This window comes from Citrobacter sp. Marseille-Q5395 (genome assembly GCF_947057495.1).
Classification (GTDB): domain Bacteria; phylum Pseudomonadota; class Gammaproteobacteria; order Enterobacterales; family Enterobacteriaceae; genus Citrobacter; species Citrobacter murliniae.
This window is the reverse complement of the sequence record NZ_CAMSEL010000015.1, coordinates 1-15,194: the sequence shown is the minus strand read 5'-3', so window position 1 is coordinate 15,194 and position 15,194 is coordinate 1. Positions and strand designations below refer to the sequence as shown.

At 52.3% G+C, this 15,194-nt stretch carries 12 protein-coding genes and 1 pseudogene; 11 read left to right on the top strand and 2 right to left on the bottom strand.

The genetic code is table 11. From position 1 onward, the window contains the following. The first annotated feature begins 15 nt into the window (after nt 1-15). From OH663_RS16885 to OH663_RS16870, 4 genes are all read left to right on the top strand, one after another. Nucleotides 16-1,248: a winged helix-turn-helix domain-containing protein gene (locus OH663_RS16885; protein ID WP_200010750.1), complete on the top strand. Its 1,233-nt coding sequence runs from the start codon at nt 16-18 to the stop codon at nt 1,246-1,248. A gap of 51 nt (nt 1,249-1,299) precedes the next feature. Further along, complete coding sequence (gene ycaR / locus OH663_RS16880; protein WP_045441267.1) at nt 1,300-1,482, top strand: protein YcaR; 183 nt, start codon at nt 1,300-1,302, stop codon at nt 1,480-1,482. Then, nucleotides 1,479-2,225 (top strand): 3-deoxy-manno-octulosonate cytidylyltransferase, encoded by a 747-nt coding sequence (kdsB, locus tag OH663_RS16875; RefSeq protein WP_200010751.1) that lies wholly within the window; start codon nt 1,479-1,481, stop codon nt 2,223-2,225. Before ycaR ends, kdsB begins: the two co-directional genes overlap by 4 nt. 153 nt (nt 2,226-2,378) lie before the next feature. Further along, complete coding sequence (locus OH663_RS16870) at nt 2,379-3,272, top strand: YcbJ family phosphotransferase (protein ID WP_045441269.1); 894 nt, start codon at nt 2,379-2,381, stop codon at nt 3,270-3,272. On the opposite strand, the gene elyC is transcribed toward OH663_RS16870, so the two are convergent. Further along, a complete protein-coding gene (elyC, locus tag OH663_RS16865; RefSeq protein WP_200010752.1) occupies nt 3,249-4,028 on the bottom strand; it encodes an envelope biogenesis factor ElyC in 780 nt (259 codons plus the stop codon). The two genes, OH663_RS16870 and elyC, sit on opposite strands and share 24 nt — an antisense overlap. A gap of 135 nt (nt 4,029-4,163) precedes the next feature. On the opposite strand from elyC, the pseudogene cmoM reads away from it, so the two are divergent. The 7 genes and pseudogenes from cmoM to OH663_RS16830 all read left to right on the top strand — a co-directional run bounded on the left by cmoM (nt 4,164) and on the right by OH663_RS16830 (nt 14,831). Continuing rightward, nucleotides 4,164-4,954, top strand: a pseudogene (gene cmoM / locus OH663_RS16860) (tRNA uridine 5-oxyacetic acid(34) methyltransferase CmoM). After that, a complete protein-coding gene (gene mukF / locus OH663_RS16855; RefSeq protein ID WP_045441272.1) occupies nt 4,947-6,269 on the top strand; it encodes a chromosome partition protein MukF in 1,323 nt (440 codons plus the stop codon). Before cmoM ends, mukF begins: the two are co-directional and overlap by 8 nt. Continuing rightward, on the top strand, nt 6,250-6,954 hold the full coding sequence (gene mukE, locus OH663_RS16850) for a chromosome partition protein MukE (protein ID WP_045441273.1): 705 nt from the start codon (nt 6,250-6,252) through the stop codon (nt 6,952-6,954). The genes mukF and mukE overlap by 20 nt, the downstream gene beginning before the upstream one ends. Next, nucleotides 6,954-11,414, top strand: coding sequence for a chromosome partition protein MukB (gene mukB / locus OH663_RS16845; protein WP_048221752.1), 4,461 nt, complete (start codon nt 6,954-6,956; stop codon nt 11,412-11,414). Before mukE ends, mukB begins: the two co-directional genes overlap by 1 nt. 265 nt (nt 11,415-11,679) lie before the next feature. After that, nucleotides 11,680-13,431: a L,D-transpeptidase gene (gene ldtD / locus OH663_RS16840; protein WP_200010769.1), complete on the top strand. Its 1,752-nt coding sequence runs from the start codon at nt 11,680-11,682 to the stop codon at nt 13,429-13,431. Between the two features lie 175 nt (nt 13,432-13,606). Continuing rightward, nucleotides 13,607-14,155, top strand: a complete 549-nt coding sequence (gene mepK, locus OH663_RS16835) for a peptidoglycan L,D-endopeptidase MepK (RefSeq protein WP_016152461.1) — start codon at nt 13,607-13,609, stop codon at nt 14,153-14,155. 28 nt (nt 14,156-14,183) lie between these two features. Further along, nucleotides 14,184-14,831 (top strand): MBL fold metallo-hydrolase, encoded by a 648-nt coding sequence (locus tag OH663_RS16830; protein ID WP_045441276.1) that lies wholly within the window; start codon nt 14,184-14,186, stop codon nt 14,829-14,831. 14 nt (nt 14,832-14,845) lie between these two features. On the opposite strand, the gene OH663_RS16825 is transcribed toward OH663_RS16830, so the two are convergent. Beyond that, nucleotides 14,846-15,194, bottom strand: a 349-nt coding sequence (locus OH663_RS16825) for an integrase core domain-containing protein (RefSeq protein ID WP_263525781.1), incomplete at its 5' end; no start/stop codon positions are given.

Here is a 15,194-nt window from a genome sequence, read left to right as displayed (position 1 = left end):
TTTATGAGGTCATAAATGTCGTTGCCGCACCTTTCTTTGAAGGATGCCCGTCATCTTCACCTTGCTGCACAAGGTTTGCTGAAAAAAACTCGTCGCCGGGCAACCTCTGCTGACATTCTCGCGACCATTTCGCAAATGTCCTTACTCCAAATCGATACTATCAATATTGTGGCGCGCAGCCCTTACCTGGTGCTGTTTAGCCGTTTGGGTGACTATTCGCCGCAATGGCTCGATGAATCATTACTGTGCGGTGAGCTGATGGAATACTGGGCACATGAGGCCTGCTTCCTGCCGCGTAGCGACTTTATGCTGATACGGCATCGCATGCTGGCTCCTGAGAAAATGGGCTGGAAGTACAAAGCAGAGTGGATGAAAGAGCATGCCCATGAGATTGAACAACTGTTACAGCATATCCAGCATAACGGACCAGTAAGATCCGCGGATTTTGAGCACCCGCGTAAGGGAACCAGCGGTTGGTGGGAATGGAAACCGCATAAGCGTCATCTTGAAGGACTTTTCACCGCCGGGAAGGTGATGGTGGTGGAGCGGCGTAATTTCCAGCGAGTCTATGATTTAACGCATCGCGTCATGCCGCACTGGGATGATGATCGTGACCTTCTCTCAAAGGCTGAAGCGGAAATAGTTATGCTTGATAACAGCGCCCGCAGCCTCGGTATTTTTCGTGAGCAGTGGCTGGCAGACTATTACCGCTTGCAGCGTCCGGCGTTAAAAACCTGGTGTGAAGTACGGGCAGAGCAACAACGAATTATTCCTGTAGACGTTGAAGGCCTGGGAACTCTGTGGCTCCATAGCGACCTGCAACCACTTCTTGAGCAGGCACTGGCGGGTAAGTTAACAGCGACCCATACTACGGTTTTATCACCATTTGATCCGGTGGTTTGGGATCGTAAACGGGCTGAACAGCTGTTCGATTTTAGCTACCGGCTGGAATGCTACACGCCAGCACCGAAACGTCAGTATGGCTATTTTGTCTTGCCCCTGCTGCATCGGGGACAGTTGGTTGGGCGTATGGATGCCAAAATGCACCGAAAAACAGGCGTGCTGGAGGTCATTTCTCTTTGGCTGCAAGATGAGGCCAAACCTGGGGTTACCTTGCAAAAAGGATTGTTCCAGGCGATCGATGATTTCGCTCGCTGGCAGCAGGCTGTGCGAGTCACGATAGGCAGGTGTCCTGACGGTTTATTTACTGACTTGCGTCAGGGCTGGGAAATAGACCCAGCCCAGTAAGCGATTATGTTAATATTTACGTATTCACAATCCGGTCCATCTGGAGGAACTATGGATCATCGTCTGCTTGAAATCATTGCCTGCCCGGTATGCAATGGCAAACTCTGGTACAACCAGGAAAAACAAGAACTGATTTGCAAACTGGATAACCTTGCTTTCCCACTGCGAGAGGGAATTCCCGTGTTGCTGGAAACGGAAGCTCGTGTCCTGACTGCTGATGAGAGTAAATCATGAGTTTTGTGGTCATTATTCCTGCGCGTTATGCGTCCACACGTCTGCCTGGTAAGCCGCTGCTGGATATTAACGGTAAGCCGATGATAGTACATGTGCTGGAGCGTGCGCGTGAATCTGGCGCTGAACGTATTATTGTTGCTACCGATCATGAAGATGTTGCGCGTGCTGTAGAGGCCGTTGGTGGCGAGGTGTGCATGACTCGCGCCGATCACCAGTCTGGTACGGAACGCCTGGCTGAAGTTGTCGAAAAATGTGGTTTTAGCGACGATACCGTCATTGTGAACGTTCAGGGTGATGAGCCGATGATCCCGGCGGTTATTATTCGTCAGGTAGCCGAGAATCTGGCGCAACGACAGGTCGGCATGGCGACGCTTGCAGTCCCCATTCACAGCGCGGAAGAGGCGTTTAATCCGAATGCGGTGAAAGTAGTGTTGGATGCTGAAGGGTATGCGCTTTACTTTTCCCGGGCGACAATTCCCTGGGATCGTGAACGTTTTGCAAAAAGTCTGGAAACCGTAGGTAATACTTTTCTGCGCCATCTGGGGATTTACGGTTATCGCGCGGGCTTTATTCGTCGCTATGTGAACTGGCAACCTAGCCCGCTTGAACAGATTGAAATGCTGGAGCAGCTTCGTGTGCTTTGGTATGGCGAAAAAATTCATGTTGCCGTCGCCAAAGAAGTGCCGGGGACAGGGGTGGATACGGCCGAAGATCTTGAGCGCGTCCGCGTCGAAATGCGTTAATCTTTTCACGGCACTCCACCCGTTTTTGGGAGGGGTGTCGTATCGTTACTCTTTTCCCGCCACTTTTCTTTTCATCAATTGATCTCATCCGGGTGACATCTGTCTATTCGACGCTCATTATGAAAGCAGTAGCATTTATGAGGGCAATCTGAAATGGAACAGTTGCGTGCCGAACTCAGCCATCTGCTGGGCGAAAAACTCAGTCGTATAGAATGCGTGAACGAAAAAGTAGATACGGCGCTGTGGTCACTGTACGACAGCCAGGGAAATCCGATGCCGCTGATGGCCCGAAGTTTCACCACCCCGGGCATGGCACAGCAGTTGGCATGGAAAACTACCATGCTGGCGCGCAGTGGTACGGTACGTATGCCGGTCATTTATGGGGTATTAACCCACGAAGAACATCCCGGCCCTGACGTTCTGTTACTTGAACGCTTACGTGGCGTGCCAGTGGAAGCGCCCGCCCGAACGCCAGAACGCTGGGAACATTTAAAAGATCAGATCGTGGAAGGTTTGCTGTCATGGCATCGTCAGGATAGTCGAGGCTGTGTTGGCGCGGTGGATAACACGCAGGAAAATTTATGGCCATCCTGGTATCGCCAACGAGTTGAAGTGCTGTGGAGCACGTTAAACCAGTTCAACAATACCGGCCTTACAATGCAGGACAAACGGATTCTGTTTCGCACCCGTGAATGTTTGCCAGCGTTGTTTGAAGGCTTTAACGATAACTGCGTTCTGATCCACGGTAATTTCAGCTTACGCAGTATGCTCAAAGATGCCCGTAGCGATCAGCTTCTGGCAATGGTGGGGCCTGGTTTGATGCTATGGGCGCCAAGAGAGTATGAGCTGTTTCGACTAATGGATAATGCCCTGGCGGAAAGCCTGCTCTGGCAGTATCTGCAACGCGCGCCAGTGGCAGAGTCGTTTATCTGGCGGCGCTGGTTGTACGTATTGTGGGATGAGGTTGCGCAACTGGTTAATACCGGTCGTTTTAACCGTTCCAATTTTGACCTGGCGACCAAATCACTGCTGCCCTGGCTCGCCTGACGAGCCTTTCAGCCACTGCCAGATCCTGCCCAGTGTTTCGTAACCGACGCGATCGCTATGCATAAGCCAGACGGGCGACGGAATGGCACGTTCCCACGGATTCAGCGGCGAGTCTATTGCCAACTGGTTGGCTGGTGCTGGCAGTGGATGCAGCCCGGCTTGTTGGAAGAAAATCATCGCTCGCGGTAAATGCGACGCAGAAGTCACCAGCAGGAAAGGCGCGTTGCCGATAGCCTGTTTTACCGCAGCAGCTTCTTCCTCGGTATCTTTTGGTGTATCCAGCGTAATAATGTTACGGCGAGGAACGCCCAGCGACTCGGCCACGCGCGCCCCCGCTTCTGCGGTACTGACGTTGTTGGTCTTCGCTGCTGCGCCGGTAAAGATCAGCTTTGATCCTGGATTGGCTTGCCACAGACGAATTCCCTCATTTAGCCGTGGAAGACTGTTATTGATCAGATTAGAACTCGGTGCCCACCGCGGGTTCCAGGTATAGCCCCCGCCCAGAACCACAATGTATTCCACTTTTTGCGTATCTTGCCAGGTGGGATATTTGTCCTCAATAGGTTTAAGCAGACTATCAGCGACCGGTTGCAAGCTGAGCAGTAACAGCGCGAGCCAGCTCAGGCTGATGAACACTTTCCCTGTTTTCTGAAAGCGACTAAACCAGACCAGCGCCAGCCCTGTGCCCATAACAATTAGCATCAATGGAAGCGGCAGCATCATACCGCCAATCACTTTCTTCAGCGTAAAAAGCATCCTTTTTGGTTCCTTTTTTAACCATACAGCAGGGGATCTGCAGGGATATTACACCAGGAAGGTTCATTCTCGGCGTGGGTGTGACAAAATAGCGGTTTTACTTAGTCACCCTAAAGCCAGTATGCGGAGAGCCCGATGCGGGATCGCAATTTTGATGACATTGCAGAGAAGTTTTCCCGTAACATTTACGGTACCACCAAAGGTCAACTGAGACAGGCTATTCTTTGGCAGGATCTGGATCGCTTACTGACGACGTTTGGTGGGCAAAAACTACACATTCTGGACGCCGGCGGTGGTGAAGGACAGGCGGCCATCAAAATGGCTGAATGTGGGCATTTCGTGACATTATGCGATCTGTCCGGCGAGATGATTGCCCGTGCGCAACAGGCGGCAGAGGCAAAAGGTGTGAGCGGAAACATGCATTTTATACAATGCGCCGCTCAGGACGTTGCTTCGCATTTGGAAAGCCCGGTTGATCTGATATTGTTTCATGCTGTGCTGGAGTGGGTGGCTGAACCGGTCAGCATGCTGCAGACTCTGTGGTCGGTATTACGTCCCGGCGGCGCGCTGTCGTTAATGTTCTACAATGCTAACGGTCTGTTGATGCATAACATGGTCGCAGGGAATTTTGACTATGTGCAGGTTGGGATGCCAAAACGTAAAAAACGTACGCTTTCACCAGACTACCCGCGTGATCCTCAGCAGGTTTACCAGTGGCTGGAGGATATCGGTTGGCAGATAACCGGTAAGACTGGCGTACGCGTGTTTCATGATTATCTGCGAGAAAAGCATAAACAGCGTGACGGTTATGAAATGTTACTTGAGTTAGAAACGCGCTATTGCCGCCAGGAGCCGTATATCAGCCTTGGTCGTTATATTCATGTCACCGCGCGCAAACCGCAGATGCAAGGATAACTTATGAGTGAATTTTCCCAGACAGTCCCCGAACTGGTTGCCTGGGCCAGAAAAAATGACTTCTCTATCTCTCTGCCGGTAGACAGACTTTCGTTCCTGTTGGCTGTGGCTACGCTAAACGGCGAACGACTGGACGGCGAGATGAGTGAAGGTGAACTGGTGGATGCGTTCCGCCATGTGAGTGATGCGTTTGAGCAAACCAGCGAAACCATCGGCGTTCGCGCCAACAACGCGATCAACGATATGGTGCGTCAACGTCTGCTGAACCGCTTTACCAGCGAACAGGCGGAAGGGAACGCCATTTATCGTTTGACGCCGCTCGGGATTGGCATCACCGATTACTATATTCGCCAGCGAGAATTCTCCACGTTGCGGCTGTCAATGCAGTTGTCGATCGTGGCAGGTGAGCTAAAGCGTGCAGCAGACGCGGCGGATGAAGGCGGCGATGAGTTCCACTGGCACCGCAACGTTTACGCTCCGCTGAAATACTCGGTGGCGGAAATTTTTGACAGCATCGATCTGACGCAGCGCATTATGGATGAGCAACAGCAACAGGTTAAAGATGACATTGCGCAATTGCTGAATAAAGACTGGCGGGCTGCAATTTCCAGCTGTGAAATGCTGCTGTCTGAAACTTCCGGTACGCTGCGTGAGTTGCAGGACACGCTGGAAGCGGCGGGTGATAAGCTACAGGCTAATCTGTTGCGTATTCAGGATGCCACGATGACGCATGACGACCTGCATTTCGTTGACCGTCTGGTATTTGACTTACAAAGCAAACTTGACCGAATTATTAGTTGGGGCCAGCAATCCATTGATTTGTGGATTGGCTACGATCGACACGTACATAAATTTATCCGCACCGCGATTGATATGGATAAAAACCGCGTCTTTGCCCAGCGCTTGCGCCAGTCTGTCCAGACATATTTTGACGATCCGTGGGCATTGACTTATGCCAATGCTGACCGATTGCTGGACATGCGTGACGAAGAGATGGTGTTGCGTGATGAAGAGGTTACCGGGGAGCTTCCGCCGGACCTGGAATATGAAGAATTTAACGAGATCCGCGAACAACTGGCGGCGATTATTGAAGAACAGTTGGCTATCTATAAATCCAGACAAACGCCACTGGATCTCGGTTTGGTAGTGCGCGAGTATCTGGCGCAATACCCACGTGCGCGTCACTTCGACGTAGCGCGTATTGTTATCGATCAGGCGGTACGCCTTGGCGTAGCGCAAGCAGATTTCACCGGACTGCCAGCCAAATGGCAGCCGATTAATGATTACGGAGCCAAGGTACAGGCGCATGTCATTGACAAATATTGAAAAAGTGATGCCGGTTAAGCTGGCGCAAGCGCTGGCGAATCCGTTATTTCCGGCGCTGGACAGCGCATTGCGTTCGGGTCGACACATTGGCCTGGATGAGCTGGACAATCATGCCTTCCTGATGGATTTTCAGGAATACTTTGAAGAGTTTTACAGCCGCTATAACGTGGAATTGATCCGTGCTCCGGAGGGGTTTTTCTACCTTCGTCCGCGTTCGACGACGCTCATTCCGCGTTCCGTCTTGTCTGAACTGGATATGATGGTGGGTAAAATTCTTTGTTACCTCTATCTCAGCCCGGAACGCCTGGCGAATGAAGGGATTTTTACCCAGCAGGAGCTGTATGACGAACTGCTGACGCTGGCTGACGAAGCAAAATTGCTCAGACTGGTGAATAACCGCTCTACGGGTTCGGACGTTGACCGCCAGAAGCTGCAGGAAAAGGTGCGTTCTTCTCTCAACCGCCTGCGTCGCTTAGGTATGGTGTGGTTTATGGGCCATGACAGCAGCAAATTCCGTATTACGGAATCTGTTTTCCGCTTTGGCGCGGATGTCCGCAGCGGCGACGATCCGCGCGAAGCGCAGCGTCGCTTAATTCGTGATGGTGAAGCGATGTCGGTCGAAAACCGCCTGCAACTCAATGATGAGCCAGAAGAGAATCAGCCGGACAGTGGAGAGGAAGAATAATGATTGAACGCGGTAAATTTCGCTCACTTACGCTGATTAACTGGAATGGTTTTTTTGCCCGTACGTTTGATCTCGATGAACTGGTTACCACCTTGTCGGGGGGTAACGGTGCGGGTAAATCCACTACCATGGCGGCGTTTGTTACGGCGTTAATCCCGGACTTAACCCTGCTGCATTTCCGTAACACCACGGAAGCCGGTGCGACCAGCGGTTCACGTGATAAAGGCCTGCACGGTAAGCTAAAAGCGGGTGTCTGCTATTCCATGCTCGATGTCCTCAACTCGCGTCATCAGCGCGTAGTCGTCGGCGTTCGTCTGCAACAGGTGGCCGGGCGCGACCGTAAAGTTGATATCAAGCCGTTTGCCATTCAGGGGCTGCCGATGTCGGTACAGCCAACCGAGCTGGTAACGGAAACGCTGAACGAGCGCCAGGCTCGCGTCCTGTCTCTTCCTGAGCTGAAAGAGAAGCTCGATGAGATGGAAGGCGTGCAGTTTAAGCAGTTCAACTCAATAACCGATTACCACTCACTGATGTTCGATTTGGGCATCATCGCCCGTCGTCTGCGCTCAGCTTCCGACCGTAGTAAATTCTATCGCCTGATCGAAGCTTCACTGTACGGCGGGATTTCCAGCGCCATTACCCGTTCACTGCGCGACTATCTGTTGCCAGAAAACGGCGGGGTGCGTAAAGCGTTCCAGGATATGGAAGCCGCATTGCGGGAAAACCGCATGACGCTGGAAGCAATACGCGTAACTCAGTCTGACCGCGACTTGTTTAAGCACCTGATCAGCGAGGCAACGAACTATGTGGCGGCGGACTATATGCGCCACGCCAACGAGCGTCGCATTCATCTGGATAAAGCGTTGGAATATCGTCGCGAGTTGTATACCTCGCGCAAACAGCTGGCGGCGGAACAGTACAAGCATGTCGAGATGGCGCGCGAGCTGGGCGAACATAACGGTGCGGAAGGCGACCTTGAAGCCGATTATCAGGCGGCCAGCGATCACCTGAATCTGGTGCAAACCGCGCTCCGGCAGCAGGAAAAAATCGAACGCTATGAAGCGGATCTCGAAGAGTTGCAGATCCGCCTCGAAGAACAAAATGAAGTGGTAGCGGAAGCCGCTGACCGCCAGGATGAAAATGAGGCTCGTGCGGAAGCCGCCGAACTGGAAGTGGATGAGCTGAAAAGCCAGCTTGCCGATTACCAGCAAGCGCTGGACGTTCAGCAAACACGAGCCATTCAGTACACCCAGGCGATTCAGGCGTTGAGCAGGGCTAAAGAGCTTTGCCATTTACCGGATCTGACGGCGGACAGCGCGGCGGAATGGCTGGAAACCTTCCAGGCAAAAGAGCAAGAAGCTACTGAAAAACTGCTTACGCTGGAACAGAAAATGAGCGTGGCGCAAACCGCGCACAGTCAGTTCGAACAGGCTTACCAGTTGGTAGTGGCGATCAACGGCCCACTGGCGCGCGGGGAAGCCTGGAGCGTTGCACGTGAATTGTTGCGTGAAGGTGTTGAGCAGCGTCATCTGGCGGAACAGGTTCAACCGCTGCGTATGCGCCTGGGTGAGCTGGAACAGCGCCTGCGCGAACAACAGGAAGCGGAACGTCTGCTGGCGGAGTTCTGTAAACGTCAGGGCAAACATTTCGATATTGATGAGCTGGAAGCCCTGCATCAGGAGCTGGAAGCTCGTATCGCTTCCTTGTCTGATAGCGTGTCGTCTGCCAGCGAACAGCGTATGACGCTGCGTCAGGAGCAGGAGCAACTGCAATCCCGCATTCAGCATTTAATGCAACGTGCTCCTGTCTGGCTGGCGGCGCAAAATAGCCTGAATCAGCTCAGCGAGCAGTGCGGCGAAGAGTTCACCTCCAGCCAGGAGGTTACTGAATATCTGCAACAACTGCTGGAACGTGAACGTGAAGCCATTGTTGAGCGTGATGAAGTCGGTGCGCGTAAAAACGCCGTTGATGAAGAGATTGAGCGCTTAAGCCAGCCGGGTGGTGCGGAAGATCAACGTCTGAATGCGCTGGCGGAACGCTTCGGCGGCGTGCTGCTGTCTGAAATCTATGACGACGTTAGCCTTGAAGATGCACCGTACTTTTCCGCGCTGTATGGTCCGTCACGCCATGCCATTGTTGTGCCGGATCTCTCACTCATCACCGGGCAACTCGAAGGACTGACAGATTGCCCGGAAGATCTCTATTTCATCGAAGGGGATCCGCAGTCGTTCGATGACAGCGTCTTCAGCGTGGATGAGCTGGAAAAAGCGGTGGTGGTGAAAACCGCTGAACGTCAGTGGCGTTATTCCCGCTTCCCGACAGTACCAATTTTTGGTCGTGCCGCGCGGGAAAGCCGCATTGAAACCCTGCATGCTGAACGTGAGGGGCTGTCCGAACGTTTCGCCACGCTCTCTTTTGACGTCCAGAAAACTCAGCGTTTGCATCAGGCATTTAGCCGTTTTATCGGTAGCCATCTGTCGGTTGCGTTTGAAGCCGACCCGGAAGCGGAAATTCGTCAATTAAACAGCCGTCGTGTAGAACTGGAACGTGCGTTGACCAATCATGAAAATGATAACCAACAGCAGCGTATGCAGTTTGAACAGGCGAAAGAGGGCGTCTCTGCCCTGAACCGCCTGTTGCCGCGATTGAATCTGCTGGCAGATGATACGCTCGCCGATCGCGTGGACGAAATTCGCGAACGCCTGGATGAAGCCGAGGAAGCGGCACGCTTTGTTCAGCAGCATGGCAATCAACTGGCCAAACTGGAACCGATCGTTTCGGTTCTGCAAAATGACCCCGAGCAGTTTGAACAACTCAAAGAAGACTACGCGTATTCCCAGCAGGTACAGCGTGATGCACGTCAACAGGCTTTCGCGCTGACCGAAGTCGTACAGCGTCGGGCGCACTTTAGCTATTCTGACTCTGCTGAAATGCTTAACGGCAATAGCGATCTGAACGAGAAGCTACGCGAACGTCTGGAACATGCGGAAGCGGAGCGTACTCGCGCCCGTGAAGCGCTGCGCAGCCATGCTGCACAGTTGAGCCAGTACAGCCAGGTCATGGCCTCACTGAAAAGCTCCTACGACACCAAAAAAGAGCTGCTGAACGATTTACAACGCGAACTGCAGGATATCGGTGTTCGCGCTGACAGCGGCGCGGAAGAACGCGCGCGTATTCGTCGTGATGAACTGCATGCACAGTTGAGTAACAACCGTGCGCGCCGAAACCAGCTGGAAAAAGCGCTCACCTTCTGCGAAGCAGAGATGGATAACTTAACCCGCAGGTTGCGTAAGCTGGAGCGGGATTATCACGAAATGCGTGAGCAGGTAGTCACGGCGAAAGCCGGGTGGTGCGCGGTGATGCGGATGGTGAAAGATAACGGTGTTGAACGCCGTCTGCACCGTCGTGAACTGGCTTATCTTTCCGGTGATGAACTGCGTTCGATGTCGGATAAGGCGCTGGGTGCGTTGCGTCTGGCGGTGGCAGATAACGAACATTTGCGCGACGTGCTGCGCATGTCTGAAGATCCAAAACGGCCAGAACGTAAAATTCAGTTCTTTGTAGCGGTTTATCAGCATCTGCGCGAACGTATCCGTCAGGATATTATTCGTACCGACGATCCGGTTGAGGCCATCGAACAGATGGAAATTGAGCTGAGCCGCCTGACGGAAGAATTAACCTCCCGCGAACAGAAGCTGGCGATCAGCTCACGCAGCGTGGCGAACATCATCCGTAAGACTATCCAGCGCGAGCAAAACCGTATTCGTATGCTGAACCAGGGGCTGCAAAGCGTATCGTTCGGTCAGGTGAACAGCGTTCGTCTGAACGTGAATGTGCGTGAAACGCATGCCACCTTGCTGGATGTACTTTCTGAGCAACATGAACAGCATCAGGATCTGTTTAACAGCAACCGTCTGACCTTCTCCGAAGCGCTGGCGAAGCTGTATCAGCGTCTTAATCCGCAGATAGACATGGGACAACGCACGCCGCAAACCATCGGTGAAGAACTACTGGACTACCGTAACTATCTGGAAATGGAAGTCGAAGTTAACCGTGGTTCCGACGGCTGGTTGCGTGCTGAATCCGGTGCTCTGTCAACGGGTGAAGCGATCGGAACCGGGATGTCGATTTTGGTGATGGTTGTGCAAAGCTGGGAAGATGAAGGCCGTAGGCTGCGCGGGAAAGATATTTCCCCATGTCGCCTGCTGTTCCTTGATGAAGCAGCCCGACTGGATGCGCGCTCTATCGCGACCCTGTTTGAGCTTTGCGAGAGGTTGCAGATGCAGCTTATTATCGCTGCGCCGGAAAACATCAGTCCTGAGAAAGGCACCACCTATAAACTGGTGCGTAAGGTCTTCCAGAATACCGAGCACGTTCATGTGGTTGGCCTGCGCGGCTTTGCACCTCAGTTACCGGAGCCGCTGCCGGGAATCGAAGATGCCTCCTCGCAGGCAAGCTAAGTATAAGTAATAAAGCGGCCAAAAGGCCGCTTTATTCTTTTATGAAAACCCGGTTTGCTGGGTGAAATTTCTTTAAACTTCTTTACATTAGGTCAGGCAAAAAATTTTTGATGTTTATATACTGAAGGTAAGCCTGACGAGTAAACCAGGCTTGCTCGTCATACTTTAGATTGTATTGGCGTTTTTCAGGTCCAGCCCATGATGAATGGAGATGAGCATGCGGCCTGGCTATTCAGAGTATGATAAAGAAAACAGGGGGCAAGGGATGTTGCTTAATAAAATGTGTGGTCGTCGGCTGTCGGCAATCAGTTTGTGCCTGGCCGTAACATTCGCTCCACTGTTCAATGCACAGGCCGATGAGCCTGAAATGATTCCTGGTGACAGCTCTGCGGTTGTTAGTGAACAGCCAACCGCGCTATCACAACCGCAGGCACAATCTTTTGCGACAGCCATTATGGCGGGGATTCAACCTCTGCCGGATGGCGTGTCTGTGGATAAAGCCCGCGCAGAATTACAATCTCAACTTCCGGCAGGTTATACGCCAGTTTATATGAGCCAACTGGAACTGCTGTACGCCGCACGCGAAATGAAACCGATGTGGGAAAATCGTGATGCGGTAAAAGCTTTTCAGCAACAGTTAGCCGAGGTGGCTATTGCCGGTTTTCAGCCGCAGTTTAACACCTGGGTAGCGTTACTGACCGATCCAGGCGTAACGGGGCTGGCGCGGGATGCTGTTCTTTCTGACGCGATGATGGGCTATCTTCACTTTATTGCCAATATCCCCGTTAAAGGTAACCGCTGGCTTTACAGCGATAAGCCTTATGCGCTGGCGACGCCGCCGCTCTCGGCGATTAACCAATGGCAGGTGGCCCTCGATAATGGTCAGTTAACCTCGTTTATTGCCAGCCTGACGCCTCAGCATCCGCAGTATTCAGTGATGCATGAGTCATTGCTGAAGCTGGTGGGGGATTCACGCCCCTGGCCGCAATTAACCAGCACGACTACGCTGCGCCCGGGTGAGTGGAGTAAAGACATTCCGGCGCTGCGCGAAATTTTGCGGCGTACCGGGATGCTGGATGCGTCAGTCAGCACGGCAGCAAAAGAAGGGCGTAGCGCTTACGATCGTGAGCTTGTCGACGCGGTGAAGCGTTTTCAGGCCTGGCAAGGTCTTGGGGCCGACGGTACGATTGGACCTGCCACCCGTGACTGGTTGAACGTGACTCCAGCGCAGCGTGCCGGCGTGCTGGCCCTGAATATTCAGCGTTTGCGCCTGCTGCCGGGTGATTTATCGACCGGTATCATGGTCAACATTCCCGCTTATTCACTGGTTTATTATCAGAATGGTAATCAGGTGCTGGCGTCCCGCGTTATCGTCGGGCGACCTGACCGTAAAACGCCGATGATGAGCAGTGCGCTGAATAACGTGGTCGTTAACCCACCATGGAACGTCCCACCGACGCTGGCACGTAAAGATATTCTGCCTAAGGTATGGAACGATCCGGGATATCTTGAGCGCCACGGATATACCGTGATGCGTGGCTGGAACAGCAAAGAGGCGATAGATCCATGGCAGGTCGATTGGGCAACCATTACGCCTTCAAATCTGCCGTTCCGCTTCCAGCAAGCGCCGGGCGCGCGCAACTCATTGGGACGATATAAATTCAATATGCCAAGTTCAGATGCTATCTATCTGCACGATACGCCGAATCATACGTTGTTCCAGAAAGATACTCGCGCGCTGAGCTCTGGTTGTGTGCGCGTCAATAAGGCTTCTGAACTGGCGAATATGCTGCTGCAGGATGCGGGCTGGAATGATACGCGGATCTCGGATGCTCTGAAGCAGGGGGATACCCGGTATGTGAATATTCGCCAGAATATTCCAGTCAATCTCTACTACCTGACTGCATTTGTTGGAGCCGATGGTCGTACCCAATATCGTACAGATATTTACAATTACGATCTGACGGCGCGATCCAGTGCACAAATTGTGTCAAAAGCTGAACAATTAATCAGATAAATTAAGCAGTTCGAGGAAAATGATTGTCGTAAGTTATGCTGGAAACGGGGCGAAATGGCTGTAAGCCCCGTGTTTCCTGGGGTTGGGAGCCTTGACGTGGACTACTTAGCCAGATAAGGTTTCCCGCGTGCGCTGAAGCATACATACGATAACATTGACCTGTAGACTTAATACCATGGACAAATTTGACGCTAATCGCCGCAAATTGCTGGCGCTTGGTGGCATTGCCCTCGGCGCTGCCATCCTGCCTACGCCTGCGTTTGCTACACTCTCTACCCCACGTCCGCGCATTTTGACTCTGAATAACCTTCATACCGGAGAGTCAATTAAAGCAGAGTTTTTTGATGGCAGGGGCTATATTCAGGACGAATTAGCTAAACTTAATCACTTTTTCCGTGATTTTCGCGCGAATAAAGTGAAATCCATCGACCCGGGATTGTTCGATCAACTCTTCCGTCTGCAAGGCCTTCTGGGCACGCGTAAACCCGTACAGCTTATTTCTGGTTACCGCTCTATTGATACCAATAATGAATTACGTGCGCACAGCCGTGGTGTGGCAAAGAAAAGCTACCACACGAAAGGGCAGGCCATGGATTTCCATATTGAAGGCATCGCATTAAGTAATATTCGCAAAGCTGCGTTATCTATGCGCGCAGGTGGTGTAGGATACTACCCACGCAGTAACTTTGTGCATATTGACACCGGACCGGCGCGTCACTGGTGATCCATAAGCTTAATGAAACAGGAGCCGTATGAACTATCGTATTATTCCGGTCACTGCATTCGCCCAGAATTGCTCGCTGATCTGGTGTGAGCAAACCCGTCTGGCTGCGCTGGTCGATCCCGGCGGCGATGCTGAGAAAATCAAACAGGAAGTGGATGCCAGCGGCCTGACGCTAATGCAGATCCTGCTTACGCACGGTCATCTTGACCATGTAGGTGCAGCGTCTGAACTGGCGCAACACTACGGCGTACCGGTTATCGGTCCGGAAAAAGAAGATGAGTTCTGGTTGCAGGGGCTTCCCGCTCAGAGTCGCATGTTTGGTCTGGGAGACTGCGAGCCGTTGACGCCCGATCGCTGGTTGAACGAAGGCGATAGAGTAAGCGTTGGGAATGTGACGCTACAGGTGTTGCATTGTCCGGGTCACACCCCGGGACATGTGGTCTTCTTTGATGAACAGTCACAGTTACTGATTTCAGGTGATGTGATTTTCAAAGGTGGCGTTGGACGCAGTGATTTTCCACGTGGGGATCACAGCCAGTTGATCGATTCGATTAAACGTAAATTATTGCCGCTGGGTGATGATGTGACGTTTATTCCGGGGCACGGCCCACTTTCGACGTTGGGCAACGAACGGCTACATAATCCGTTCCTGCAGGATGAAATGCCAGTCTGGTAATCTACCCCGATTGACTAGTCCTGATATAGGTTGACAGTTTTTTGTCTGTAAAACGCCTGATGAACATCATCGGGCGTTTTGTATTTCAGGGCCAGATGCGGCCGTTCATGGTTATAAATTGCCACGGACTCTTTTACCATCATCCGGGCTTGTGCAAGAGCCTCCGGGCGCGAGAGTAAAAACTCATTTTTCAGTATCCCGTTTATTCTCTCAGCCAGCGCATTCTGGTAGCAATCGTAACCATCGGTCATTGAACAGGTTATTCCGTTTCGCTCATGAACTGACTGATAAAGTACCGAACAGTATTGCAGTCCTCTGTCAGAGTGATGTACCAGCGGACCTGTCGTTTTTCTCCGCCTCAGA